The following is a 23,545-nucleotide window of genomic DNA, read 5'->3' on the forward strand; positions in this document are numbered from 1 at the left end:
CGCGGCCGGGACTTCAAACCGTTCACTGGAGGCCGGCGGAACTGCTGCTGCCTGTCGACGTCGCCAGCGTGCGCAGGCCGATCTGGAACATGAACGCGTGGCTCAGCACGGGCGGCGTGGTGCCCGCCGAATAGCTATACGAAGTTATGTAGTTCGCTGCCAACACGAAGCAATCGTCGACATAGCCGGCGCCGAGCACATATTGGTTGATCTTGTTGGCCTCGAGGTCCCAGCGCGCCGAGCCTGTCACGACCCAGTTGGCTGCGACCTTGAGCGAGCCCGAGGTCAGGATGCCTTCGCGCCGGGTCAGATAGCCGAGCTCCGGCTGCGCTGCGTAATTGCCGTACATCACGCCGATCGACCAGCGATTGAAGTTGGCGCGGCCTTCGGCCTCGAAGCGCTGCACGTTCCAGGTCTGCTCATCCATGCGAGAGCGGACGCTGAACGTATAGGTGCTGTTGGGCGAGTAGGCGGCGCTCGCCACATAGTCGGACCGCGGCTTGTCGAGGCCGGAATCAAGACCGGTATTGATGGAGTCCTGGACCGCGAAGGAGTTCAGGCCGAACAGCTGGTAGGACTGCCCGAACAGCACCTTGACCGCGCCGCCCCGGTCGAACTGGGTGGTCGCCTGCACGCCGACATTGGCGCGGCCGCCGCCCTCGACGCGGTCGTAGCCGGAGAACTTGTCGACGCTGAACAGGTTCGAGGTGTCGAACACCATGCTCTGGGCGTCCTCGTTGGGGAGCTTGCCGGCATAGGTCTCGTTCGGCCGGATGATGATCTGCGCGATCGGCTCGACGGTGGTCGAGCCCCAGGGCTGAACGTTGATGAAGGGGTAGCGGTATTCGAGACCGACCGTCGGCATCAAGCGGAACGCCTGGGTGTCTCCGGTGGGCAGGTAGTTCGCCACGCCCGGCTGGTTGGAGACGTCGGAATTGATCGCGTCGGCGCGGAGGCTGGCGAACGGCGTCCAGATCTGGCCGAGCGGGTCGGTAAAGGACTTGCGCCACTGCGCTTCGGCGGTCAGGCGGGTGTAGGTGCCCGGGAAGCCACGCAACAGGCACTGCGACGGCGTGCGCGCGAGCGGATCGGCCGACGCGGTCGTGCACAGGCTGTTGGTGTTGGCGATCGTCGTGATCGGATCGAACACCGCGCTGTCACGCGACAGGTTCACGAAATTGGTCTTGTAGCTGAACTCGCCGCCGAACACCGGATAGTTCAGCACGTTCGAGTAGTCGATCACGGGGTAGACGACCGGCACCTGGCTCTGATTGCCCGAGTAGCTCAGCCAGTACATCGTGCGCGCGTCGAAGAAGCTGCGATTGCCGACGCCGGTCAAATAGAGCTGCGACAGTGCGTCGGTCGGCAGATAGAGGAACGAGCCCAGCGGATCGCGGTACTGCGACAAGCGGTAGTCCGAGAAGAAATAGTAGTCGGACATCACGACGCCGTCCCAACCCCAGACCCACTTGTCGTTCAGCGCGAACTGGCCCTTGGTGTCGACGGCGCCGCGGAACTGGCGATCGCCGGGCTGACCGGCGAGCGCGCCGGGGTCGAGCTGGTCGATGCCGTAGACGCGGATCTGATAGGCGCCGTCCATCAGGCGCTGGCGGTATTCGGCCTGGAACAGCACGCCCTGCCTGGTCGTGAAGCGCGGGTTGAAGGTCAGGTCCATGTCGGGCGCGATCGCCCAGTAGAACGGGACTTCGACGCCGTAGCCGAACGGCGTGTTCGACGTGAAGCCCGGCATCAGGAAGCCGGTCTTGCGCTTCACGGTCGGGTCGGGCGTCGAGAAATAGGGCATGTAGGCGAGCGGCACGCCGAAGAATTCGAGCTGCGCCGTCTCGAAATACAGCATCTTCTCCTGCTGGTCGTGGATGATGCGGGCACCCTTGACCTGCCAGAGCGGCGGCTTCTTCGGATCGTCCTTACACGGCGCGCAGGCCGTATAGACGCCGTTCTCGAACACCGTGTAATTGCCGCTGGAACGGTCGGCGCGGCTTGCCGCCATGCGGGTCTGATCGGCGGTATCCACGCGCAGCGAATCGACGAAACCATCGCGGTAGTCGTCGGAGAGATCCATGATCTCGGCATAGGTGATCTTGCCGTCGGCATCCGTCATGCGGATGTTGCCTTCGGCATGCAGTCGCTTGGTCTTCTGGTCGTAGATGACCCTGTCGGCCTCGACGCTGGTGCCGTTGTAGAACAGCTGGACGTTGCCGACCGCGGAGACGCGCGAATTGTTGTAGTCGTAATCGACCTCGGTCGCCTGAACCAGCATCTGGTTGTCGTTGGCGACCTTCGGCGGCTTCGGACGCGGCGGCAGCGGATTGTAGGTGAAGCCCTGGGCCGCGGCCGGCGCCACCGCGGCGACGTCGATCAGGCCGCCGAGCGAGGCAGCCGTGACGATGGCGAGCAGGAGCCTACGCATGGACAAGCCGCATCCGTTCGCGCGCACCACGGTGCGCCGCGTCAAACGAGACACGGGTCCTCGACGGACGGCAGTCACTAACCGTCCTCCTGGTACAACAAGGCCAAAAAGCCGGTGAGGCCGCCCACCACCACGGGCAACCACGCCGCAGCGATCGGATGCATCAACTCAGCCTTGCTCAAGTCTTCAGTCACTTTCGATAGAACGTAGAGCAGAAAGCCTGCGCCCACGCCACTCAAAACCATCTTCTGCACGCCGCCCATCCGGAAGAAGCGCAACGACACGGAGGCCGCGAGCATCACCATGGCAGCCAGCAAAAACGGCTGCGCCAGGAGCTTTTGATACTGGAGTCGGTATCCTGCTGTCGCGAAGCCCGAGCTTTCCGACGAGCGGATGTAGCTCGGTAGTTGCCAAAAGGACACAGTCTCGGGTGTGGAAAAGCTGTTGCGGACCTGCGCCTCGGTCAGCGTCGTCGGAATCTCCAACGTGGCCTGGTCGACCGGCGGTGAGTCCAGCGTGAAGCGGCGGACGCCCCTGAACAGCCAGTGGCCGGACTCGAGCGTGGCCTCACGCGCCTCGATCCGTTCCTTGAAGTGCTGATCTGTGTCGAATCGGAACAGCGTGAGCCCGGTGAGCCGCACGCCCTGCTGCTCGCTGCGCGCGGCATTGATGATGGTCTGGCCGTCGCTGGTGACCTGGTTGAGCCAGAAACCGGTGGCGTCCTGGATGCCGCCGCCCGGCGCCGAGCCGAACAGCTCCGCCTCCATGCGCTTGGAGAGTTCGCGCAAGTTCGCCGACATCGGATTGTAGGCGACCGTGGCGATCACCCCGATCAGCAGCGCGCTGCCGAGCGCGGGCGAGATGAACTGCCAGGCCGAGATGCCGGCGGCGCGCGCGACCACGAGCTCGAGCCGGCGGGAGAGGGCGAGATAGCAGGTCATGGCGCCGATCAGCATGCAGAACGGCGTCAGCTTCTCCAGCAGCTGTGGCACCCGGAACAACGAGGTCTCGGCCACCATGAGCGCGGAGGCGGATGCAAGGCCCGAGGTCTTGCGCACCATCTCGATGTAGTCGACCAGCACCAGCAGCAGGAAGATGCTGGCGAACACGCCGAGCGCCGCGACGACGAAGCGTCCGGCGAAATAGCGCCCGAGCGTGTTGGTGAGCATGCTCATGCGGTGGCCGGCCGTCCGAACAGTCGCGCGATGCGCGCGTTCGACCTGTTGATGGCTTCCAAGAGGCCAGGCGGCGGCTCGACCACGATGCCGCCGACGATCATCCACAGCCCGACGCCGATGGCGCCGAAAACCATCGCGTATTGGACCAGCACCGGGGCCGGCGATTTCACTGCCATCACCGAGCAGGCAAAGCCCGCCATGCGCAGGCCGAACACCGCGAGGATCGAGGAGCCGATCGAGAAATTGCGGCTCTGGCGGGTGGTGCGAGGTGCGCCGAGGAAGGCGAAGGTCAGCACGGCAAAGGCAAACGGATAAATCGGGGCCAGGAGGCTGTCATGCAGGGCCGAGCGGAACTGCCCGGGAATCTGGTTGTAGACGGGGTCATCCTCGGACGGCGAGAACAGCTCCCAGAGATAGCGCTCGCGGATGCCGAGGGTGACGTCACGGCCCTGGTTGCCGAACTTCGACATGTCGAAGCCGTAGCGGCCGAACGCCACCAGCGCGGGATCGCGCTTGCCGGCCTCGAAGCGCTGGAGATTGCCGTCCTTCAGCACCAGGAACGAGCCGTTCTCGTTCTTCACGACCTCGCCGTGCTCGGCGACGATCGAGACGCGCTCGTTCGGATCGCGGCGGTCGTCGATGAAGATGCCGGCGAGGATGCCGCCGGGCTGGCGCTCGCGGATCCGGATCGTCAGGTTCTTGTCGAGCTGGGCGAAGCGGCCGGGCTGCAGGATGTTGGTGAGCACGTCGGCGGTGATCTCGGCGTCCCATTGCTTGATCCGCCGCATGCCGTCGGGGGCGAGGTAAGCCGCGATGAAGGCGACGAGCGCCGCCACCACGCAGGTGGCGTAGAAGAACGGATAGAACAGCCGGAACGGCGAGAAGCCGGCGGCATTCATCACGATGATCTCGGAATCGGTCGCGAGCTTGTTCAGGGTGTGCGAGATCGCGATCATCAGCGCGATCGGCGAGATGATCAGCACGAGTGCGGGCACGACGAGGCTGGTGATGCCGAGGAAGGTCAGGATGGTCTGACCCTGGCTCGTCATCAGGTCGATGCCGCGCAACGCCTGCGTAATCCAGATCACGCCGGTGAGGCTGACCAGGACCAGCGCAAACGACGCCAGCGTCGTGCGGAAGATATACCTATCGATTGACCCCATGCGCTACCGCACGAATCCCACCAAGTCCCCACGCAGGCCGGAATGGCATCCGTCCAACCAATCCCGCAAGGGGATCCCCAAGGTCGGACCAACAGCTCTTCCGCCAGCTTACTTACTCACTACCATCCCTTTGATCCGTCAACAAAATGGCTGCCCCGTGGCACCCTCAGCATATGGTTAATATTTCGCTCGTTGTGGCTTGGCGGCCACGGCGGTGCTTGGCATCTGCCGCGCCGCTGGCCCATAGTGCGAAAAGTCCAGTGAATCGCCATTCAGCTCCGACCCGCTGCGGGAGCCGAAGAAGGGCGAAAAGCCTGATGTTTTGAAGGAGTTACTCATGTCCGATGCCATCAAGGTCGGCTTTGTCCCGTTGTCTGCCGCACCCCGTGGCATCCTGGTGGTGTTCTGTGACGACGGTCTGAAGCTCGGCCCCGCGACGGCCAAGGCGCTCGGCGGCGCGACCGATCTGGTGAAGCGGGCCGCGTCCACCGCCGGCTTCAAGGGCAAAAGCGGCGCGGCGCTCGACATCCTGGCGCCGGAGGGGGTGAAGGCCACGCGCCTGGTCGTGATCGGCGCCGGCAAGGCGGCAAGCCTCAAGGCCAACGATTTCCTCAAATTCGGCGGCGTCGCCGCCAGCAAGCTGTCTGCCGAGGCCACTGCCATGACCATCATGGCGGAATTGCCTGATGGCGCCATGACAAGCGAGCAGGCGGTGGCGATCGCCTCGGGCCTGCGGCTGCGGGCCTACAAGTTCGACCGCTACAAGACCAAGAAGAAGGACGGCGAGGAGCGCGGCTTGCGCGCCGAAATCTCGCTCGCGGTGGGCGATGCAGGCGCGGCCAAGAAGACGTTCGCCTCGGCCGGCCACGTCGTCGACGGCGTCGTCATCGCGCGCGACCTCGTCAACGAGCCGCCGAACGTGCTCTACCCCGAGGAATTCGCGCGCCGCGCGGGCCAGCTCCGCAGGCTCGGCGTCAAGGTCGAGGTGCTCGACGTCAAGGCGATGCAGAAGCTCGGCATGGGCGCGCTGCTCGGCGTCGGCCAGGGCTCGGCGCGGCCAAGCCGCACCGTGATCATGCGCTGGGACGGGGGCAAGAAGGGCGAGGCGCCGGTCGCCTTCGTCGGCAAGGGCGTCTGCTTCGACACTGGCGGCATCTCGATCAAGCCCGCCGGCAGCATGGAGGACATGAAGGGCGACATGGGGGGAGCTGCCTGCGTCGTCGGCCTGATGCACGCGCTAGCGGCGCGTAAGGCGAAGGCCAACGTGGTCGGCGCCATTGGCCTCGTCGAGAACATGCCCGACGGCAATGCGCAGCGCCCCGGCGACATCGTCACCTCGATGTCGGGCCAGACCATCGAGATCATCAACACCGACGCGGAGGGGCGCCTCGTTCTGGCCGACGTGCTCTGGTACGTCGCGAAAAGGGTGAAGCCGAAATTCATGGTGGACCTCGCCACGCTCACCGGCGCGATCATGGTCGCGCTCGGCACCGAGCATGCCGGCATGTTCTCCAACAATGACGAGCTGGCCGAACGCCTGCACGCCGCCGGCATCGAGAGCGGGGAGAAGGTCTGGCGCATGCCGCTCGGCCCCGAATACGACAAGCTGATCGATTCCCAGTTCGCCGACATGAAGAACACCGGCGGCCGTCACGGCGGCTCGATCACCGCGGCGCAATTCCTCCAGCGCTTCGTCGACGGCACCCCCTGGGCGCATCTCGACATCGCCGGCACCGCCATGGGCGCGCCGAAGACCGACATCAACCAGAGCTGGGGAAGCGGCTATGGCGTCCGCCTGCTGGATCGGCTGGTGGCAGATCACTACGAGCGCAAATGATCCGCGATGACTGAAGTGCTGTTCTACCATCTGCAAAACATGACGGTGGAGAATGTGTTGCCGCCGCTTCTCGAGAAATCGCTCGAGCGCGGCTGGCGTGTCGTCGTGCAGTCGACCTCGGAGGAGCGCGCCGATGCGCTCGACGCGCACTTATGGACCTATCGCGACGATTCCTTCCTGCCGCATGCGACATGGCGCGTGAACGATGCCGCCGATCAGCCGATCCTGCTGGCGATCGCGGAGGACAATCCGAACGGCGCCAATGTCCGCTTCCTGATCGACAATGCCGCGCTGCCGCAGGACGCGCAGGGCTATGAACGCATGGTGCTGCTGTTCAACGGCGACGATCCGGATGCGCTCGCTTTGGCCCGCAGTACTTGGACGGATTGCAAGGCGCGGGGATTTGATGTCACCTATTGGCAGGCCGACGAGCGGGGCCGGTGGCAGCGCCGGAATTAGCGGTCGATCGCAATTAATGATAATTTGCACTTTTCGGGCGATACTGGCTTTGGTCAATTTCGTGCCGCAAAGTGATGGTGGGACAAGTGCTTAGGGGTCGTCCTTCACGCGGGGAATTTAGTTTATCGTGCGACATCAAAAGCTTCCCAGCTCGCTCATAATTGCGCTCGCTGCCCTCGCACCGCTGGTTGCGGGCTGTTCGGGCGGGACCGATCTGCTGTCGAAGGACGCCGAGTGGTTCCAACGGCCCGGCCGCCTCTTCATCAAGAGCATCTCGATCGAATCGCCGCCGCTGACGCCCGACAAGCCGGTGACGGCCGAGGATCTGGTCAGCGCCGACGGCGCCTGTCCCGGCATGGCGCCGCCGCCGGGACCTTCCGATGCCAATGCGTCGACGACGGCGCCGGCGCCGGTGGGCGGCACAGTTGCGCTCGGCCACACCGAATGCGACGTCGTGCGCGGTATCGGCGCGCCCTCGAACGTCAATCTCTCCAACGATGCCGGCGGCCGCCGCGTCGCCGTGGTGACCTGGACCACCGGCCCGCGCGCGGGCATCTACACCTTCACGTCCGGCCGCCTGTCCTCGATCGAGGGCAATCCCGAGCCGCAGGTCGTGCCGAAGGCGACCAAGCCGAAGCCAAAGAAGAAGTCGGCGTAAGTGAATGCTCGTGTCCCCGGACGCGGCGCGGCATGCCCCGGCGATACGAAGCATTGGCGGAATGACGCTACGCCGAGCCCGGACTCGGCTCGGTAGCACGGACTAACGTGCGGTGTAGCTCCGGAGCTGGTGCGGCCTAACAGGCTTTCCAATGAAGCTGACTTTCGCGCCCACGACGCAGTTCGACGCTGACGAGTTGGTGGCCATCCGCATCGCCGCGATGCGCGAGAGCTTGGAGCGTGTCGGACGCTTTGATCCGCAGCGCGCGCGATCGCTTTTTGGCAACCTTCGAGCCCGCGCTGTGCCGCTTCATCATCCTGCCTGAACAGGGAAAGGGGATCGGAGCCGCGGTGCTTCGACAGATCTTCGCAGATGCCGATTCGCAGCGTATCTCGATCCGCCTGGATGCACTGCGTGGCAGCGAAGCGAATCGCTTTTATCAACGACACGGCTTCGAGCAGACGCACGAAGCGGAGTGGGACATCTATTACGTGCGTCAACCAAGTCCCATAGAGCAATAGCTACCCAACAGCTTCATCGTATTGCGCGCTCGCCTCCAGCCATTGTTCCTGCGCTGCGCGCGAGCCGCCCAGCCTCGTCGAACGCGCTCGTGAAAATCACGCGGCCGTTACGCATGATCGCGCGACTCTCACGTGAGAGTCATTGCATCCGCCGTGGAACGTAGCGCGAAGCAAAACTGGAGGAAATCTCCAGAATAATCACGCGCGTCTCAAGCGACGCTTCAGGATTGTCACATGTGCGGCTGCTACGCATTGAGGTGAGGGGCGAGATCGATCGAAGGATCATTTGGATGTCTGTTACCTCTGTTTTTTCCCCGGTTACGGGCCAGCTCACCATCTTCGGCGACGGTACGAATAACGGCGTTGTGATCGGCCGCGACAAGTCCGGTCGCATCCTGGTCAACAACGGCTCTGTGAAAACGGCCGGTGGCGATCCCACCGTCGCCAACACCAACGAGATCGACGTCTTCGGTCAAGGCGGCGACGACACGATCACCGTCAACGAATCCAACGGCCCGATGCCGGCGGTGCACGTCTTCGGCGGCGACGGCAACGACAAGATTACGGGCGGCTCGGGTGCCGATCTCCTGTTCGGCCAGGCCGGTGACGATACGATCAAGGGCGGCGGCGGCAACGATCTGCTGTTCGGCGGTGCGGGCAACGACACGCTCGACGGCGGCAGCGGTGACAACCAGTTGTTCGGCGAAGCTGGCAACGACCTCATGATCTGGAATCCCGGCGGCGGCACCAATCTGTTCGAGGGTGGTGACGGCATCGACACGGCGCAGGTCAACGGCAGCAATGATTCCGAGACGTTCACGATTGTGGCGAACGGCACGCGCGTGCGATTTGACGGCACCGGTGCTGCGCCGTTTTCGCTCGACATCGGGACGACGGAGAATCTGGTGCTGCACGCCGGCGGCGGCGATGACGTCATCACCGCGGGCAACGGGCTCGCTCCACTGATCTCGCTGACGCTCGACGGCGGCGCCGGCAACGACAGGATCACCGGCGGCGACGGCAACGACCTGCTGATCGGCGGCTCCGGTGACGACATCGTCAATGGCGGACGCGGTAACGATGTCGCCCAGCTCGGATCGGGCGACGACACCTTCATCTGGAATCCAGGCGACGGCAGCGACACGGTCGAAGGCGGATCGGGCAACGACAAGCTGCTGTTCAACGGTGCCAACATCAACGAGAAGATCGACATTTCGGCAAATGGCGGAAGGGTGCGTTTCACCCGCGACGTCGCCAACATCACGATGGACCTCAACAGCGTCGAGCAGATCGAATTCGATGCGCGCGGCGGCGCCGACAGCATCAACGTCGGCGATCTCACCGGCACCGGCGTCAAGCAGGTGCTGGTCGATCTCGGAGCCACGCCCGGGGGCACGCAAGGCGACGGCGCGGCCGATACAGTGACCGTCAACGGCACCAACGGCAACCAGCACATCACGGTCACGGCCGTGGGCACCACGGTCACGGTGACAGGCCTGCCGGAAGTCGTGACGATCGCGAATGCGGAAGGGGCCAACGACCGTCTGGTGATCCAGGCGCTCGGCGGCAACGACGTCATCGACGCGTCCGCGCTTCCCGCGGTGATCGGACTGACCATCGACGGCGGTGCGGGCAACGACACCATCACCGGCAGCCAGGGCGCCGATCTCCTGATCGGTGGTGACGGCAACGACAAGGTCACCGGCGGCCGCGGCAACGACGTCGCCGATCTCGGTGCGGGTGACGATCTCTTCACGTGGAATCCCGGCGATGGCAGCGACACCGTCGAGGGCGGCGCAGGTACGGATACGCTGGTTTTCAACGGCTCCAATGTGGCCGAGAACATGTCGATCTCGGCGAACGGAACCCGTACGCTGCTCACCCGCGACGTCGGTGCCATCGTCATGGATCTCGATGGCGTCGAGCACGTGCAGATCGCGGCTGCCGGCGGGGCCGACAATATCACCGTCAACGACCTGACCGGGACCGGGGTGACGCAGGTCGCCATCGACCTCAGCGCCAGCCCCGGCAGCACCAGCGGCGATGGAGCTGCCGACCGCGTCACGGTGGACGGCAGTGCCGGAGACGACAACATCTCGGTGACGACCTCGGGCAGCTCGATCGCGGTCAACGGCCTTGCGGCGCAGGTGACGATCGCTCACTCCGATGCCGGTGACGTTCTCAGCGTCAACGGCGGTGCGGGCAACGACGTCATCAACGCGTCCACGATCAAGCCGGGGCAGCCGTTCAGCCTCGACATCAACGGCGGCGACGGCAACGACACGATCACCGGCAGCGCCGGCAATGACATCGTGAACGGCGGCCGCGGCAACGATGTCGCCAATCTCGGAGCCGGCGACGACACCTTCGTCTGGAATCCCGGCGACGGCAGCGACGTCGTCGAAGGCGGCAAGGGCACCGACACCCTGCAGTTCAACGGTGCCAATATCAGCGAGAACATCAACATCTCGGCCAATGGCGGCCGGGTGCTGTTCACCCGCGACGTCGCCGCCATCGCCTTGGATCTCAACGGCGTCGAGCACATCAACTTCAACGCCCTGGGTGGCGCCGACAACATCACGGTCGGCGATCTCTCCGGGACCGGCGTGAACCAGATCAATCTCGACCTCGGCGCCAGTGACGGTGCCGCCGACACGGTGAACATCAACGGCACCAGCGGCAGTGATGTCATCACGGTGACCGAGCACGACGGCATCATCACGGTGTCGGGGCTTGGCCAGGACATCAACATCACCGATGCCGGCGCGGGCGACAGGATCGTCATCAACGGTCTCGACGGCGACGATGTCATCACGGCCTCGGGCCTGCACGGCGGCATCCAGCTCGTCGCCAACGGCGGCAACGGCGACGACATCCTGATCGGCGGTTCCGGCAACGACACGCTGACCGGCGGGGCAGGCGATGACGTCCTGATTGGCGGCGGAGGTGCTGACGTCCTCGACGGCGGCAGCGGTAGCAATGTCGTGATCCAGGGCGGAGCATTCGCCGCAGCGATGCTGCTCAACCAGGCCATGGCGGCAAGCTTCGCTCCCGCAGGCGACGGCCACGGCGAGATGCCGCTGTCCGATCCGCACACGGCGCAGACCCAGACGCTAGCCCCGCCGCAGCACGCCTGACAGCGAGCGGGTGAGCCTCAACTAGCGCGTCGACGAAGGTGCGTTCCCTCCCCCGCAAGGGGGGAGGGAACGGAGAAAGCGCTGCTGCAGGCCAAATTCAACTCAACCCATAGACATCCCGCTCCAGCTGCTCCGCTCCGGAGAACACCCATGACGACGAACATGGTCTTGCCTGACACGGGTCTCGACGCGCTGCTCACCCTGCTGCATCTGCAGGGTGTCGCGGCCGACCGCGATCAGCTCAGGCACCGGCTGGGCACGACACGTTTCGGCGCAGCGGACATCGTCCGCTGCGCCAGGTCGCTCGGACTGAAGGCGCGAACCTATCGAACGGAATGGAAGCGTCTGTCGGATACCCCGCTGCCGGCGATCGCGATGCTGCGTGACGGCAGCTTCATGGTCATCGCCAAAGCCACGGCCGACAAGGTGCTGGTGCAGTCGCCGCAGGCGCAGCGGCCGGTGTTCATGGAGCGCGACGAGCTTGTCGCGCTCTGGGACGGCAGCTTGATCCTGATGGCCCGGCGCGCTGGGCTCTCCGACCTTGGACGCCGCTTCGACATCACCTGGTTCATCGGCGCGATCGGCAAGTATCGGCGGCTGCTGGGCGAGGTGGTGGCCGCCTCGTTCTTCCTTCAGCTGTTCGCGCTGGTCTCGCCGCTGTTCTTCCAGGTCGTGATCGACAAGGTGCTGGTGCACCGCTCATTGTCCACGCTCGACGTGCTGGTGATCGGCCTCGTCGTCGTCTCGCTGTTCGACACGGTGCTCGGGATCCTGCGCAACTATCTGTTCGCGCACACCACCAACCGCATCGACGTCGAGCTCGGCGCGCGGCTGTTCCACCATCTGCTGGCGCTGCCGATGGCCTGGTTCCAGGCAAGGCGCGTCGGCGATTCCGTGGCACGGGTGCGCGAGCTCGAGAATATCCGCAATTTCATCACCTCATCGTCGCTGACGTTGCTCATCGACCTGGTCTTCACCTCGGTGTTTCTGGCGGTGATGTTCGCCTATTCACCTGTCATGACCTGCATCGTGCTGGGCTCGTTCCCGTTCTACATCGCGATCTCGGCGGTGGCGACGCCGTTGTTCCGCCGCATGCTGGAGGAGAAATTCCGCCGCGGCGCCGAGAACCAGGCGTTCCTGGTCGAAAGCGTCAGCGGCATCGAGACGTTGAAGGCTATGGCGGTCGAGCCGCAGATGCAGCGGCGCTGGGAAGAGCAGCTCGCCGGCTACGTCTCGGCGAGCTTTGGCGTCAGCAGCCTCGGCAACACCGCGAGCCAGCTCGTGCAGTTCGTCAGCAAGGTCGTCACCGCCGCCATCCTCTATGTCGGCGCGCGGCTCGTGATCGGTGACGCCTTGACCGTCGGCGAGCTCGTCGCCTTCAACATCTTTGCAGGCAGAGTCTCGGCGCCGGTGCTGCGACTGGCGCAGGTCTGGCAGGATTTCCACCAGGCGCGGCTCTCGATCGCGCGGCTCGGCGACATCCTCAACAGCGCGGCGGAGCCGGCTTACTCCGCCGGCCGTGCCGGGCTGCCGCCGCTTCAGGGCAACATCCGCTTCGAGCACGTCGCGTTCCGCTACCGGGTCGATGGACCGGAAATCCTGCACGACGTCTCGTTCGACATTCCGGCGGGCCAGACCGTCGGCGTCGTCGGCTCGTCGGGCTCGGGCAAGAGCACCTTCGCAAAGCTCGTGCAGCGGCTCTACGTGCCGCAGGGCGGCCGCGTGCTGATCGATGGCATGGATCTCGTCATGACCGATCCGGCCTGGCTGCGGCGGCAGATCGGCGTCGTGCTGCAGGAGAACACGCTGTTCAACCGTTCGGTGCGGGACAACATCGCGCTGGCCGATCCGGCCCTGCCGATGGAGCGCATCATGGCGGCGGCAAGGCTTGCGGGCGCGCACGACTTCATTCTGGAGCTCCCCGAAGGCTACGACACCGTGGTGGGTGAGCGCGGCTCGACGCTGTCGGGCGGGCAGCGCCAGCGCATCGCGATCGCCCGCGCACTGGTGAGCAATCCCCGCATCCTGATCTTCGATGAGGCCACCAGCGCGCTCGACTATGAGAGCGAGCGGATCATCCACGACAACATGAAGGAGATCGCGAAGGGCCGCACGGTTCTGATCATCGCGCATCGCCTGTCCACCGTGCGCGGCGCCGACCGCATCTTCACGCTGGAGCGGGGACGTCTGGTCGAGGACGGCACGCATGACGCCTTGATCAAGACCGGCGGCCGCTATGCGGCCCTGCACCGCCTTCAGGGAGGCCTCTATGAGGTCGGTTAGCACCGTGCCGGCCCGAAAGTCGGAACAGACCATCGTTCCCTTCAGGAAAGCAAATACCCGGCGCGGCGAGGAAATCGCGTTCCTGCCGGCGGCGCTGGAGATCACCGAGACACCGCCGTCGCCGATCGGCCGCGCCATCGCGATCGCCCTGATGCTTCTGGTCTGCGCGGCGCTGGCGTGGTCCGCCTGGGGCACGATCGACATCGTGGCGTCCGCGACCGGGAAGGTCGTGTCGAGCGGGCGCAGCAAGGTGGTCCAGCCGTTCGAGACCGGCGTGGTGCGTGCGATCCACGTGCAGGACGGGCAGGCGGTCAAATCCGGCGATGTGCTGATCGAGCTCGATCCAACCGTGAATGCCGCCGAGCGCGATCGCCTGCATGACGATCTCATGGCCGAGCGTCTCAATATCGCGCGTCTCCGCGCCGCGCTGATGGCTGGCGAAGATGCCTCGGTCGATCTCGTTCCGCCCGCGGACGCCGACCCCGTGCTGGTCGCGACGCAGCGGCAGCTGCTCGCGAGCCAGGTCGGCGAGCATCGTGCCAAGCTCGCGGCGCTTGCGCGCCAGGAGGCGCAGAAGGACGCCGAGCATCAGACCATTGCGGCGACGATCCACAAACTCGATGCGTTGCTCCCGGTCACGCAGCAACGCGTCGATATCCGCAAGACGCTGATGGAGAAGGAGATCGGCTCGAAGCTGACCTATTACGAGACGCTTCAGCTCCAGATCGAGCAGCAGGAGGAGCTTCGCGTCCAGAACAGCCGCTTGAAGGAAGCAGAGTCCGCGGTCGCCGCGATCCGCGAGACCCGCACGCAAGCCGTGGCCGAGTACAGGAAGAGCATCTCCGACGAGCTCGCCAAGAGCGAGCAGAAGGCCAATAGCGTTGCCCGCGACCTGATCAAGGCGGAGCAGCGGACCAGCTTGCAGCAACTGGCATCACCGGTTGACGGTGTCGTGCAGCAGCTTGCGGTCCACACCGTCGGCGGCGTGGTCACGCCGGCGCAATCGCTGCTGGTGATCGTGCCGTCGGATACGCGGCTCGAGGTCGAGGCGATGATCTCCAACCGCGACATCGGCTTCGTCGAGGCCGGGCAGGGCGCCGCGATCAAGATCGACACTTTCAACTTTACCCGCTACGGCCTGCTGGAAGGCCGCGTGCTGAGCGTCTCGCAGGACGCCATTATCCGCGACCGCCCGCCGGAGCGCGGCGACCGCGCGCTCGGGCAGCAGCATGACAGCAGCGAGCCCACCGGGCAGGAGCTCAGCTACAGCGCCCGCATCTCGCTCGATCGCACCCAGATGCAGGTGGACGACCGCCTGGTCAGCCTGTCGCCGGGAATGGCCGTGACGGTGGAGATCCGGACCGGCTCACGCACCATACTCAGTTACCTTTTGTCGCCATTGCAGCGCTACCGGCATGAGATCATGCGAGAACGCTAGGCCTTTCCGCTTAGCTAAGCCTATTCAATGGCTTCGGTACTGTGCATGGGGTTGTTTTGCGGACCTTGAAGTCAGGTGGCGGCCTCGTCGAACTGAGTGCTCGCCTCCAGCCACTGCTCCTCCGCCCGCGCCAGCGCGTCGGCGGCGTTGGCGCGCGCCTTCGAGAGTTGGGCGGCCTGCTTGGGATCGCGGGTGAAAATGTCGGGCAAAGCGAGGGCGGTGTCGATCTTGGCGATGATGTCGGTGACGCGCGCGATCTCTGCCTCGGCTTCGGCGATGCGCTTCTTCAACGAGCCGCGATTGTCCGACTTCGGACGCTGCGGCTTTTCACTCGGCGCATTGCGCTCGCGGGCCGGCTCTTCGGCATTGCGCGCGGACAGCACCAGGCGGCGGTACTCGTCGAGATCGCCGTCGTAATTGGTGACGGTGCGGTCGGCGACGATCCAGAGCCGGTCGGCGCAAGCCTCGATCAGATAGCGGTCGTGCGAGACCATGATGACGGCACCGGGGAATTCGTTGATGGCTTCGGCCAGTGCTGCGCGGCTGTCGATGTCGAGATGGTTGGTCGGCTCGTCCAGGATGATCATGTTGGGGCCGAAAAAGGTCGCAAGGCCCAGCAGGAGGCGCGCCTTCTCGCCGCCCGACAATTTGCCGGCCTTGGTGTCGGCGGCCTTGCCGGAGAAGCCGATCGCGCCGGCGCGCGCCCGCACTTTTGCCTCGGGCGCATCACCCATCAGCTTGCGGACGTGGTCGTAGGCTGAGGCGTCTTCGTTCAATTCGTCGAGCTGGTGCTGCGCGAAATAGGCGATCGACAGCTTGTCGGCGCGCGTCACCTTGCCGGAGAAGGGCGCAAGGCGCCCGGCGAGCAACTTTACAAGTGTCGACTTGCCGTTGCCGTTGGCGCCGAGCAGCGCGATGCGGTCGTCATTGTCGATGCGGAGCGTCACGCGGCCGAGCACCGGTGCTGCCGGGTCGTAACCGACGGAGGCGTTGTCGACGGCGATGATCGGCGGCGAGAGGATTTTCTCCGGTGCGGGAAAGCTGATCTCGCGCACGTCTTCGGTGACCAGCGCCGTGATCGGCTTCAGCCGCTCCAGCATCTTGACGCGGGACTGCGCCTGCCGGGCCTTCGAGGCCTTGGCCTTGAAGCGGTCGACGAAGGCTTGCAGGCGCGCGCGTTCGGCTTCCTGGCGCTTGACGGCCTTGGCATCCAGCAGCTCGCGCGCGGCGCGCTGCTCCTCGAAGGAGGAATAGGTGCCCTTGTAGAGCGTGAGCTTGCCGCGCTCCAAATGCAGGATCTGGTCGACCGAACTATCGAGCAGATCGCGGTCATGGCTGATCACGATCACCGTGCGCGGATAATGCGCGAGATGATCCTCCAGCCACAGCGTGCCTTCGAGGTCGAGATAGTTGGTGGGCTCGTCGAGCAGCAAGAGGTCAGGGGCGGCGAATAGCGTCGCGGCAAGGGCGACGCGCATGCGCCAGCCGCCGGAGAATTCGGCGCAGGGACGCAGCTGGTCGGCGGCGGAGAAGCCGAGGCCGGAGAGGATCGCGGCCGCGCGTGCGGGCGCCGAATGCGCGTCGATATCGACGAGCCGGGTCTGGATCTCGGCGATGCGGTGCGGATCGGTTGCGCTTTCGGCTTCGTGAAGCAGCGCGTCGCGTTCGAGATCGGCCTTGAGCACGACGGAGATCAGGCTCTCCGGGCCGTTCGGGGCTTCCTGCGCGAGGCTGCCCACACGCCAGCGCGGCGGCAGGGTCACGGTACCGTGCTCGGCTGCGAGCTCGCCGCGGATCACCTTGAACAGGGTCGACTTGCCGGTGCCGTTGCGTCCGACCATGCCGACGCGTGAGCCCGGCGTGATCTGCACGGAACTCTGGTCAATCAGAAGGCGTCCGGCGAGGCGGATGGAGAGGTCGGTGATGGAAAGCATGCGGCCTTGTCACCGCAAGGCGCCTCGAACGCAACCCGTTTTTCCGTGACCTCAAGCGCTCCGAATCAAATCAATGCGGATCGCGGTCGCGCCGCCTCAGCTCGTCGAGGAGATGCTCGAGATGCGTCGGCAGCCGCGGTTCGGGGCGGATGCTCTGCTGGAGCCGTTCGCCCACGGCATCGCAAATCGAGCGGCTGGTGCGCCGGTCGATCTGTTCGCTGTCATTGGCAGAAGGCCCAGCCATCGCAGAGGTTCCGTGTTCTCAAAGTAAAGACACGGTACCAAGTCCTTGGCCCCCCAAATTGTTTCGCTGGCCGTGGGGAATGCCCGGCATTCTAGTAAAAATTGTATGAATGCGCACGCTATCCGATCAATACAAAGCCCCGGCGCAGGGGGGGACGCCGGGGCTTCGCTTGGAAGGTACCCTGGGGGGAAGGTACCTAGGGGGAAGGTGCTTGGGGCTTTACTTGGGCTTAAGGTGCTGTCGGGCTCAGTAGCAGCGGTTGATCAGTCGCCAGCGGGGTCCCCAGGGGGTCGGGACCAGCCGGCGCACGTAGCAGCCGCCATAACCGTAAGAGACGGGGGCATAGAAGCGCGGGCCGCCCCAGCCGTAGCCGTGGTGCCAGCCGCCACCACCGCCGTGCCAGCCCCAGCCGCCATGCCAGTGAGCGGAGGCGGAGGTCGGTGCCAGCGCGGCACCCAGCGCGACCGCAGCGACGGCGGCAAGCGAAAGTTTCCTCAACATGGTGATCTCCTCAAAGACTGCCGGCGCGGGGCTATCGCGTCGATGAAAGGGCCGCCGAAACGGTCTGCCAAATGATCGGCTTTGGGATCAGGCTTCGGTTTCGATAGGCCCGACCTTACGCCGGTGAAGCTGAACCCAATCCTGACGGGGGTTTCAGATTGGGTTCATCTGGGTGAAATTGTTGTAATCCATGCTTAAATCCTGGGGACCCGGCCCTGCGGCGAAGCGCCTGTGCGGCCGTTCGGGCGGTCGCTTGCCGTAACGCGAAGGCGCCGATATAAGCCCCGCAACTCGAAAACCACCGCTTTCTCCTTCAAGGACAAGATTATGGCCACCGAACGCACTTTCTCGATCATCAAGCCCGATGCGACCGCGCGTAACCTGACCGGTGCGGTCAACGCCGTGATCGAGAAGGCGGGCCTGCGCATCGTCGCGCAGAAGCGCATCCGCATGACCAAGGAACAGGCCGAGACCTTCTATGCCGTCCACAAGGCCCGCCCGTTCTTCGGCGAGCTCGTCGAATTCATGACCTCGGGCCCGGTGGTCGTGCAGGTGCTGGAAGGCGAGAACGCGATCGCCAAGTACCGCGACGCGATGGGTGCGACGGATCCGTCCAAGGCCGCCGACGGCACCATCCGCAAGCTCTACGCAAAGTCGATCGGCGAGAACTCGGCCCACGGCTCGGACGCCGCGGAGACCGCCGCGATCGAGATCGCGCAGTTCTTCTCGGGCAACGAGATCGTCGGCTGATCTCTCGGCTGACGCGTTAACAAGGCGACGGGGCGAAAGGACGTATTGTGAACTGGCTCTGGCAGATCTTCGATCCCGCTACGATCGGGGCATTCTTCACCCAGTTCCGCAATGAGATGGCCGAACCGACCTTCTGGATTGCGGTCGGCAAGATCATCTGGATCAACATCCTGCTCTCCGGCGACAACGCGCTGGTGATTGCGCTCGCCTGCCGCGGCCTGAAGCCGCGGCACCGGCTCTGGGGCATGATCCTCGGCGCCGGCGCGGCCGTGCTGCTGCGAATCATCTTCACCGGCATCGTCGCCAGCCTGATGGAGCTGCCCTATCTCAAGCTCGTCGGCGGTCTCGCGCTGATCGTGATCGCGGCCAAGCTGCTGGTGCCTGAAAACGAGGACGAGGAGGGCGTCGAGTCCGCCTCGCATCTGTGGCAGGCCGTGCAGATCGTCGTCGTCGCCGACATCGTCATGAGCCTCGACAACGTCATTGCGGTCGCGGCGGCGGCCAATGGCAGCGTGCCGCTGCTGATCCTCGGCCTTGCCATCAGCGTTCCCCTGATCGTCGCCGGTGCGGCGCTGATCATGGCGCTGCTGGCTAAGCTGCCGGTGCTGGTGTGGGCTGGTGCTGCGCTGCTCGGCTGGATCGCGGGCGAGGTGATCGCGACCGATCCCGGCGTCGCGCCCAGGCTGCACACGCTGTTCGAGGGGCCGCTCGGCGCCTCCCTGGACAAGATGCTCACCGGCATGCGCATCCCGCTGCAATTCGGCCATGGCGGAAGTGGCGGCGAGTATCTCTGCGCAGCGCTCGGCGTCGTCGTCGTGCTGGTCGTCGGCACCATCTGGCGCCGGCGCAGCCTCGGCCAGGCCGCGCTCGAATCCTCCGAGCGCCACGCCAAGGCGTCGGCTGAATAATCCCCCAAGCGTAGTTGCGTGATCGGTTTTGCCGGCTCACGCGCCGGCGAGCACCGCAGCTCCCCGCGAACTCTCCCGTCAAGCAGTCTCGCGTGACGCGCTTCGACATGTCGCAGCGTGAATCACAATGTTCGCAACCTCCGGGCGATCTAGAGTTTATCTCATTATAAACTGCTGAAACTAAAGGCCACTTTCGTTGACTCGATAATGCTGCCCGCGGCACGTCGCTCCGTCGTTCATGTTCATGAAATCGGAAGCTGGTGCGATGCCGTCGCGAGTCATTTGCCGTCCCGTTGCTGTTCTTGCGTCCACCGCCACGACGCTTCCCAGATTCTCCAGATCGACAGCCTTCACGGGCTCCATCGCCGCCATCGCCTTGTTCACTGCCGGCCTGCCGCAGCACGTCAACGCGCAGGGCGCGGCGCCCGCGGCGGAGCGCGAGACCGCGCTACCGGCGGTGACCGTTGTCGGCGATGCGCCGAAGCAGCGCGCGCGTCCCCGCTCCAATCCGGGCCGGACGGCGGCCCGCGCCGGATCGCGTGCAACGGAGCGGCCAGCGGTTCAAGCGGAAGGAAATCCCGCCGCGCCGAAACCGGGCGCACTCCCGCAGCCCTACGCGGGCGGGCAGGTCGCCCGCGGGGGCCAGGTCGGTCTGCTCGGCAATAAGGACTTCATGGATACGCCGTTCAACATCACGAGTTACACCGCCAAGAAGATCGAGGATCAACAGGCCACGACGGTCGCCGACGTCGTCAGCAACGACCCCTCGGTTCGCTTCACGGGGCAGACCGGCGGCATTCTCGACTCCTTCTTCATCCGCGGATTTCCTATCGGCGAGGGCAATGTCGGAGAAATAGCCTTCAACGGCGTCTTTGGTGTCGCGCCGAACTACCGCGTGTTCACCGACTACGTCGAACGGATCGAGATCATCAAGGGGCCGACCGCACTGCTGTACGGCATGGCCCCAAACAGCAGCGTCGGCGGCACCATCAACATCGTTCCGAAGCGTGCCGGGGATGTCGATCTCACGCGCGTGACGACTGACTACGCGACGAGCTCGCAGTTCGGTACCCATCTCGACGTCAGCCGCCGGTTCGGCGAGAACCGCGAATTCGGCATTCGCGTCAACGGCAGCTATCACAATGGCGATACGCCGCTCGACAATCAGAGCCGGGAGGCACATGTCGGCTCCGCGGCGTTCGACTATCGCGGTGAGAGATTCAGGGCGTCGCTCGACTTCATCGATCAGGAGGAAAAGTTCGACGCGCCCACCAGGCCGTTTCTGGTCGCAACAGGCGTCGCCGTCCCGACCGCGCCAGTTGGCAGGCGCAATGTCACGCAGGCCTGGGAATGGGCCAAGGTTCATGACAACTCGCTGCTGGCGCGGGCCGAATACGACGTGACGGATTCCGTGACGGTGTTCGCCGATGGCGGTGGCGGCCGGACCCAGGTCGATCGCTTGTTCGGCACGCCGACGATCCTGAACGCGGCCGGCAACACCACGTCGACACCGGGGCACTTCAAATTCGACATCGACAGGGACGTGGCCGACGCCGGTGTGCGGGCCCGGTTCGACACCGCCGCGATCAGTCACGCCGTGACTTTCCAGGGGAGCTATTACACAGACCAGATCGGACGGGGCTCTGTGTCCGGGACGCCGGTGCTGTCCAATATCTATGCGCCGATCGCCCGTCCCGAGCAGCTCGTTCCAGCGCCCGCGACCGTTCCGAAGCTGTCGGACACCGAATTGACCGGCCTTGCGCTGGCAGACACGTTGTCAGTTTTCCAGGAGCGTCTTCAGCTGACCGTTGGCGTGCGGCAGCAGGGCGTCAAGTCGAACAATTACAACACCACGACAGGCGCCGTCACCGCCTCCTACGATCAGACGGCGTTCACGCCGATGGTCGGCGTCGTCGTCAAGCCCTGGAGCAACGTTTCGCTCTACGCCAACTACATCGAAGGGCTGAGCAAAGGCGACATCGCACCGACGACGGCGAGCAATTCCGGAGAGGTTCTGACGCCTTATTTCAGCAAGCAGAAGGAAGCAGGCGTCAAGATCGATTTCGGCATGCTGGCCACCACGATCAGCCTGTTCGAGATCACCAAGCCGTCGGGACAGCTCGGCGTCGACAAGGTCTTCCGTGCCGACGCCGAGCAGCGTAATCGCGGCCTGGAATTGACCGTGTTCGGAGAGGTGCAGCCGGGCATTCGAGTTCTTGGCGGCGTGACGCTGATCGACCCCGAACTGACCAAGACGAGCACGCCGGCCAATCTCGGCAAGACGCCGATCGGTGTGCCGCAGGTGCAAGCGAACCTGTCTGCTGAATGGGATACGCCGTTCGCGCCTGGTCTGACGCTGGTCGCAAACACCGTCTATACCGGATACCAGTATCTCGATGCGGCGAATGCGCAGGTCGTTCCGGCCTGGACGAGGCTCGACCTTGGTGCCCGCTACACCACGCGCATCAACAACCGGCCGGTGACGCTCCGGGCCCTGGTCCAGAACGTGTTCGACACCAACTACTGGGCCGGCGTTGCGAGCTTCTCCGCGGTGTCGCAGGGTAATCCGCGAACCCTGCTCCTGTCGCTGTCGACCGATTTCTGAGCCGGCTCGGCTTGACGCGTGCAATGACGATGTTGCGGGGCCGGAACCTCGCCGGACGTGCGCGGCGTGGGCTTCTATGGACTCATCGCTGGCTCGGGCTGGCCGGAGGTATCGTCGTCGTGCTGATCGGCCTCACGGGAAGCTTCATCGTCTTCTATCGCGAAATCGACGCCGCTCTGAACCCGGCGCTCTACGCGCCTGCGACCCCGGAACAAAGGGTTGTCTTGAGCGAGGTGATCCGCGCGGCCGCGGCGGCGGACGCCGCGCCGATTTCCACGATCCTCGTTCCGGATCGGACCTGGCCGGTCTGGGTCGTCATACATGCGCACGAAACCCAGAGAGGTCATTACCCAAATCGTTGGACGACCATGGTCGATCCGTCAAACGGGAAGGTGCTGGGGCGGCGTGACTATATCAATGCGTTCGCGCTCAAGGTCTATCGTCTCCACTATACGCTGCTGCTCTACGAGTGGTGGGGCAGGGAATTGGTCGGCGTGGCCGGGTTCATGCTGCTGGGCTTGACGGCGTCGGGCTTATTCCTGTGGTGGCCGAAGCCGGGCCGGTTCTGGCGATCGATATCGATCCGCAGGGACGTGTCGCTGCTGCGATTTGTCTTCGACGTTCATGGCGCCGCCGGCTTTTGGGCGCTGTTAGTGCTCCCAGGACTCGCGATCACCGGCATCGGTCTCGTTTTTCCGGACGTGGTGCGTCCCATCGTCGGCGTTCTGTCGCAGCCGACACCTGATCCCTCGCCACGGATCGCAGCACCGCCTCCCGCCGGGACACCGCTGCTCTCTCCCGATGCGATTATGCGACGCGCAGAGGAGGCCAAGCCGGGCAGGGCGGTCGCCATGCTGTCCCCGCCAGGCGAAACGCGCAACACGTGGCGCGTGCAGTTCCGCGCGGATGGCGCTGATCCCGCCGTGCGGGCACGAGGGGCGATCTGGCTCGATCCATGGAGTGGCGCGGTGCTGCACGATCGCACGTCCGATGCCATGTCGCTGGGCGACCGCTATGTGGCCGAACAGCTCTGGCTCCACAATGGCGCGACGTTCGGACTTTCCGGACGATTGTTGGTGTTCGCAGCCGGCATCGCGCCACTCGTCCTCTTCGTCAGTGGCGCGATCATGTGGCTCAAGAAGCGCCCGAGGAGGATCAGGGCGAGCTAGGGCGCGTACTCATACATCCGAGCGTCCGCTTCTGGGCCATGAGGGGACCAAGCTCGGACAAGTCCGGGATGCCTGATCGTGACCCAAATGTATGGTCCGGCCGTGGGGTGCAAGAAGATTTCGACGATCCGGTAGATGCGGTCTTGCATCAATGTATCCGGCCTCTGTTTGGAGCGCAGTGCTCCGGGCCATCATGGATATCAGCGCGCATGTGATCTGGTTAGCGGACAGGCCTCGACCGGGCCATTTGGGTCACCAGGGTTCACATGTGCCGGGAAGACCGATTCTCCATCGTCGTCTCATCCTCTCGCAGACCTCGGCGGGTAAGG

18 protein-coding genes are annotated in these 23,545 nt (G+C 64.8%); 11 read left to right on the plus strand and 7 right to left on the minus strand.

The genetic code is table 11. From position 1 onward, the window contains the following. Nucleotides 1–22: 22 nt before the first annotated feature. From WN72_RS21605 to lptF, 3 genes are read right to left on the minus strand one after another with little or no spacing between them, the layout of a single operon-like run. On the minus strand, nucleotides 23–2,509 hold the full coding sequence (locus tag WN72_RS21605; protein WP_167380866.1) for an LPS-assembly protein LptD: 2,487 nt from the start codon (nucleotides 2,507–2,509) through the stop codon (nucleotides 23–25). Beyond that, nucleotides 2,509–3,606, minus strand: coding sequence for an LPS export ABC transporter permease LptG (gene lptG / locus WN72_RS21610; RefSeq protein ID WP_027557596.1), 1,098 nt, complete (start codon nucleotides 3,604–3,606; stop codon nucleotides 2,509–2,511). Before lptG ends, WN72_RS21605 begins: the two co-directional genes overlap by 1 nt. After that, a complete protein-coding gene (gene lptF / locus WN72_RS21615) occupies nucleotides 3,603–4,772 on the minus strand; it encodes an LPS export ABC transporter permease LptF (protein ID WP_092216648.1) in 1,170 nt (389 codons plus the stop codon). The genes lptG and lptF overlap by 4 nt, the downstream gene beginning before the upstream one ends. A gap of 337 nt (nucleotides 4,773–5,109) precedes the next feature. On the opposite strand from lptF, the gene WN72_RS21620 reads away from it, so the two are divergent. From WN72_RS21620 to WN72_RS21650, 7 genes are all read left to right on the plus strand, one after another. Beyond that, complete coding sequence (locus WN72_RS21620) at nucleotides 5,110–6,609, plus strand: leucyl aminopeptidase (RefSeq protein WP_027557598.1); 1,500 nt, start codon at nucleotides 5,110–5,112, stop codon at nucleotides 6,607–6,609. Nucleotides 6,610–6,615: 6 nt separating this feature from the next. Further along, entirely contained in the window at nucleotides 6,616–7,068 is a 453-nt protein-coding gene (locus WN72_RS21625) for a DNA polymerase III subunit chi (RefSeq protein WP_027557599.1), read from the plus strand. Between the two features lie 127 nt (nucleotides 7,069–7,195). Continuing rightward, nucleotides 7,196–7,726 carry a hypothetical protein gene (locus WN72_RS21630; RefSeq protein WP_035729822.1) on the plus strand — a complete coding sequence of 177 codons (531 nt, stop codon included), beginning with the start codon at nucleotides 7,196–7,198 and terminating at the stop codon, nucleotides 7,724–7,726. Nucleotides 7,727–7,965: 239 nt separating this feature from the next. After that, nucleotides 7,966–8,247, plus strand: coding sequence for a GNAT family N-acetyltransferase (locus tag WN72_RS21635; protein WP_208617499.1), 282 nt, complete (start codon nucleotides 7,966–7,968; stop codon nucleotides 8,245–8,247). 290 nt (nucleotides 8,248–8,537) lie between these two features. Beyond that, on the plus strand, nucleotides 8,538–11,384 hold the full coding sequence (locus WN72_RS21640) for a beta strand repeat-containing protein (protein WP_092216647.1): 2,847 nt from the start codon (nucleotides 8,538–8,540) through the stop codon (nucleotides 11,382–11,384). A 150-nt stretch (nucleotides 11,385–11,534) separates the two neighbouring features. Beyond that, on the plus strand, nucleotides 11,535–13,667 hold the full coding sequence (locus tag WN72_RS21645) for a type I secretion system permease/ATPase (RefSeq protein ID WP_092216646.1): 2,133 nt from the start codon (nucleotides 11,535–11,537) through the stop codon (nucleotides 13,665–13,667). Next, nucleotides 13,654–15,105: an HlyD family type I secretion periplasmic adaptor subunit gene (locus WN72_RS21650; protein ID WP_092216645.1), complete on the plus strand. Its 1,452-nt coding sequence runs from the start codon at nucleotides 13,654–13,656 to the stop codon at nucleotides 15,103–15,105. The genes WN72_RS21645 and WN72_RS21650 overlap by 14 nt, the downstream gene beginning before the upstream one ends. Before the next feature lie 71 nt (nucleotides 15,106–15,176). Here the strand turns inward: WN72_RS21650 and WN72_RS21655 are convergent, their stop codons facing one another. From WN72_RS21655 to WN72_RS21665, 3 genes are all read right to left on the minus strand, one after another. Continuing rightward, nucleotides 15,177–17,039, minus strand: coding sequence for an ABC-F family ATP-binding cassette domain-containing protein (locus WN72_RS21655; protein ID WP_092216644.1), 1,863 nt, complete (start codon nucleotides 17,037–17,039; stop codon nucleotides 15,177–15,179). A gap of 70 nt (nucleotides 17,040–17,109) precedes the next feature. Then, nucleotides 17,110–17,283 (minus strand): hypothetical protein, encoded by a 174-nt coding sequence (locus WN72_RS21660; RefSeq protein ID WP_167336514.1) that lies wholly within the window; start codon nucleotides 17,281–17,283, stop codon nucleotides 17,110–17,112. Between the two features lie 246 nt (nucleotides 17,284–17,529). Next, nucleotides 17,530–17,784 (minus strand): hypothetical protein, encoded by a 255-nt coding sequence (locus WN72_RS21665; protein WP_027557605.1) that lies wholly within the window; start codon nucleotides 17,782–17,784, stop codon nucleotides 17,530–17,532. Between the two features lie 327 nt (nucleotides 17,785–18,111). Here WN72_RS21665 and ndk point away from each other — a divergent pair, with 327 nt between their 5' ends. Together ndk and WN72_RS21675 are read left to right on the plus strand one after the other, a co-directional pair. Then, the gene (gene ndk / locus WN72_RS21670; RefSeq protein ID WP_092216643.1) at nucleotides 18,112–18,534 is read left to right on the plus strand and encodes a nucleoside-diphosphate kinase; all 423 of its coding nucleotides are present in this window, start codon (nucleotides 18,112–18,114) and stop codon (nucleotides 18,532–18,534) included. Nucleotides 18,535–18,581: 47 nt separating this feature from the next. After that, nucleotides 18,582–19,442: a TerC family protein gene (locus WN72_RS21675; protein ID WP_027557607.1), complete on the plus strand. Its 861-nt coding sequence runs from the start codon at nucleotides 18,582–18,584 to the stop codon at nucleotides 19,440–19,442. A 180-nt stretch (nucleotides 19,443–19,622) separates the two neighbouring features. On the opposite strand, the gene WN72_RS21680 is transcribed toward WN72_RS21675, so the two are convergent. Beyond that, nucleotides 19,623–19,826, minus strand: a complete 204-nt coding sequence (locus tag WN72_RS21680) for a hypothetical protein (protein ID WP_143130624.1) — start codon at nucleotides 19,824–19,826, stop codon at nucleotides 19,623–19,625. 289 nt (nucleotides 19,827–20,115) lie between these two features. Here WN72_RS21680 and WN72_RS21685 point away from each other — a divergent pair, with 289 nt between their 5' ends. Next, the gene (locus WN72_RS21685; protein WP_092216767.1) at nucleotides 20,116–22,047 is read left to right on the plus strand and encodes a TonB-dependent receptor; all 1,932 of its coding nucleotides are present in this window, start codon (nucleotides 20,116–20,118) and stop codon (nucleotides 22,045–22,047) included. A 119-nt stretch (nucleotides 22,048–22,166) separates the two neighbouring features. Further along, nucleotides 22,167–23,216, plus strand: a complete 1,050-nt coding sequence (locus tag WN72_RS21690) for a PepSY-associated TM helix domain-containing protein (RefSeq protein ID WP_231164348.1) — start codon at nucleotides 22,167–22,169, stop codon at nucleotides 23,214–23,216. Nucleotides 23,217–23,545: the final 329 nt, after the last annotated feature.

The organism is Bradyrhizobium arachidis, from assembly GCF_015291705.1.
Lineage (GTDB): Bacteria > Pseudomonadota > Alphaproteobacteria > Rhizobiales > Xanthobacteraceae > Bradyrhizobium > Bradyrhizobium arachidis.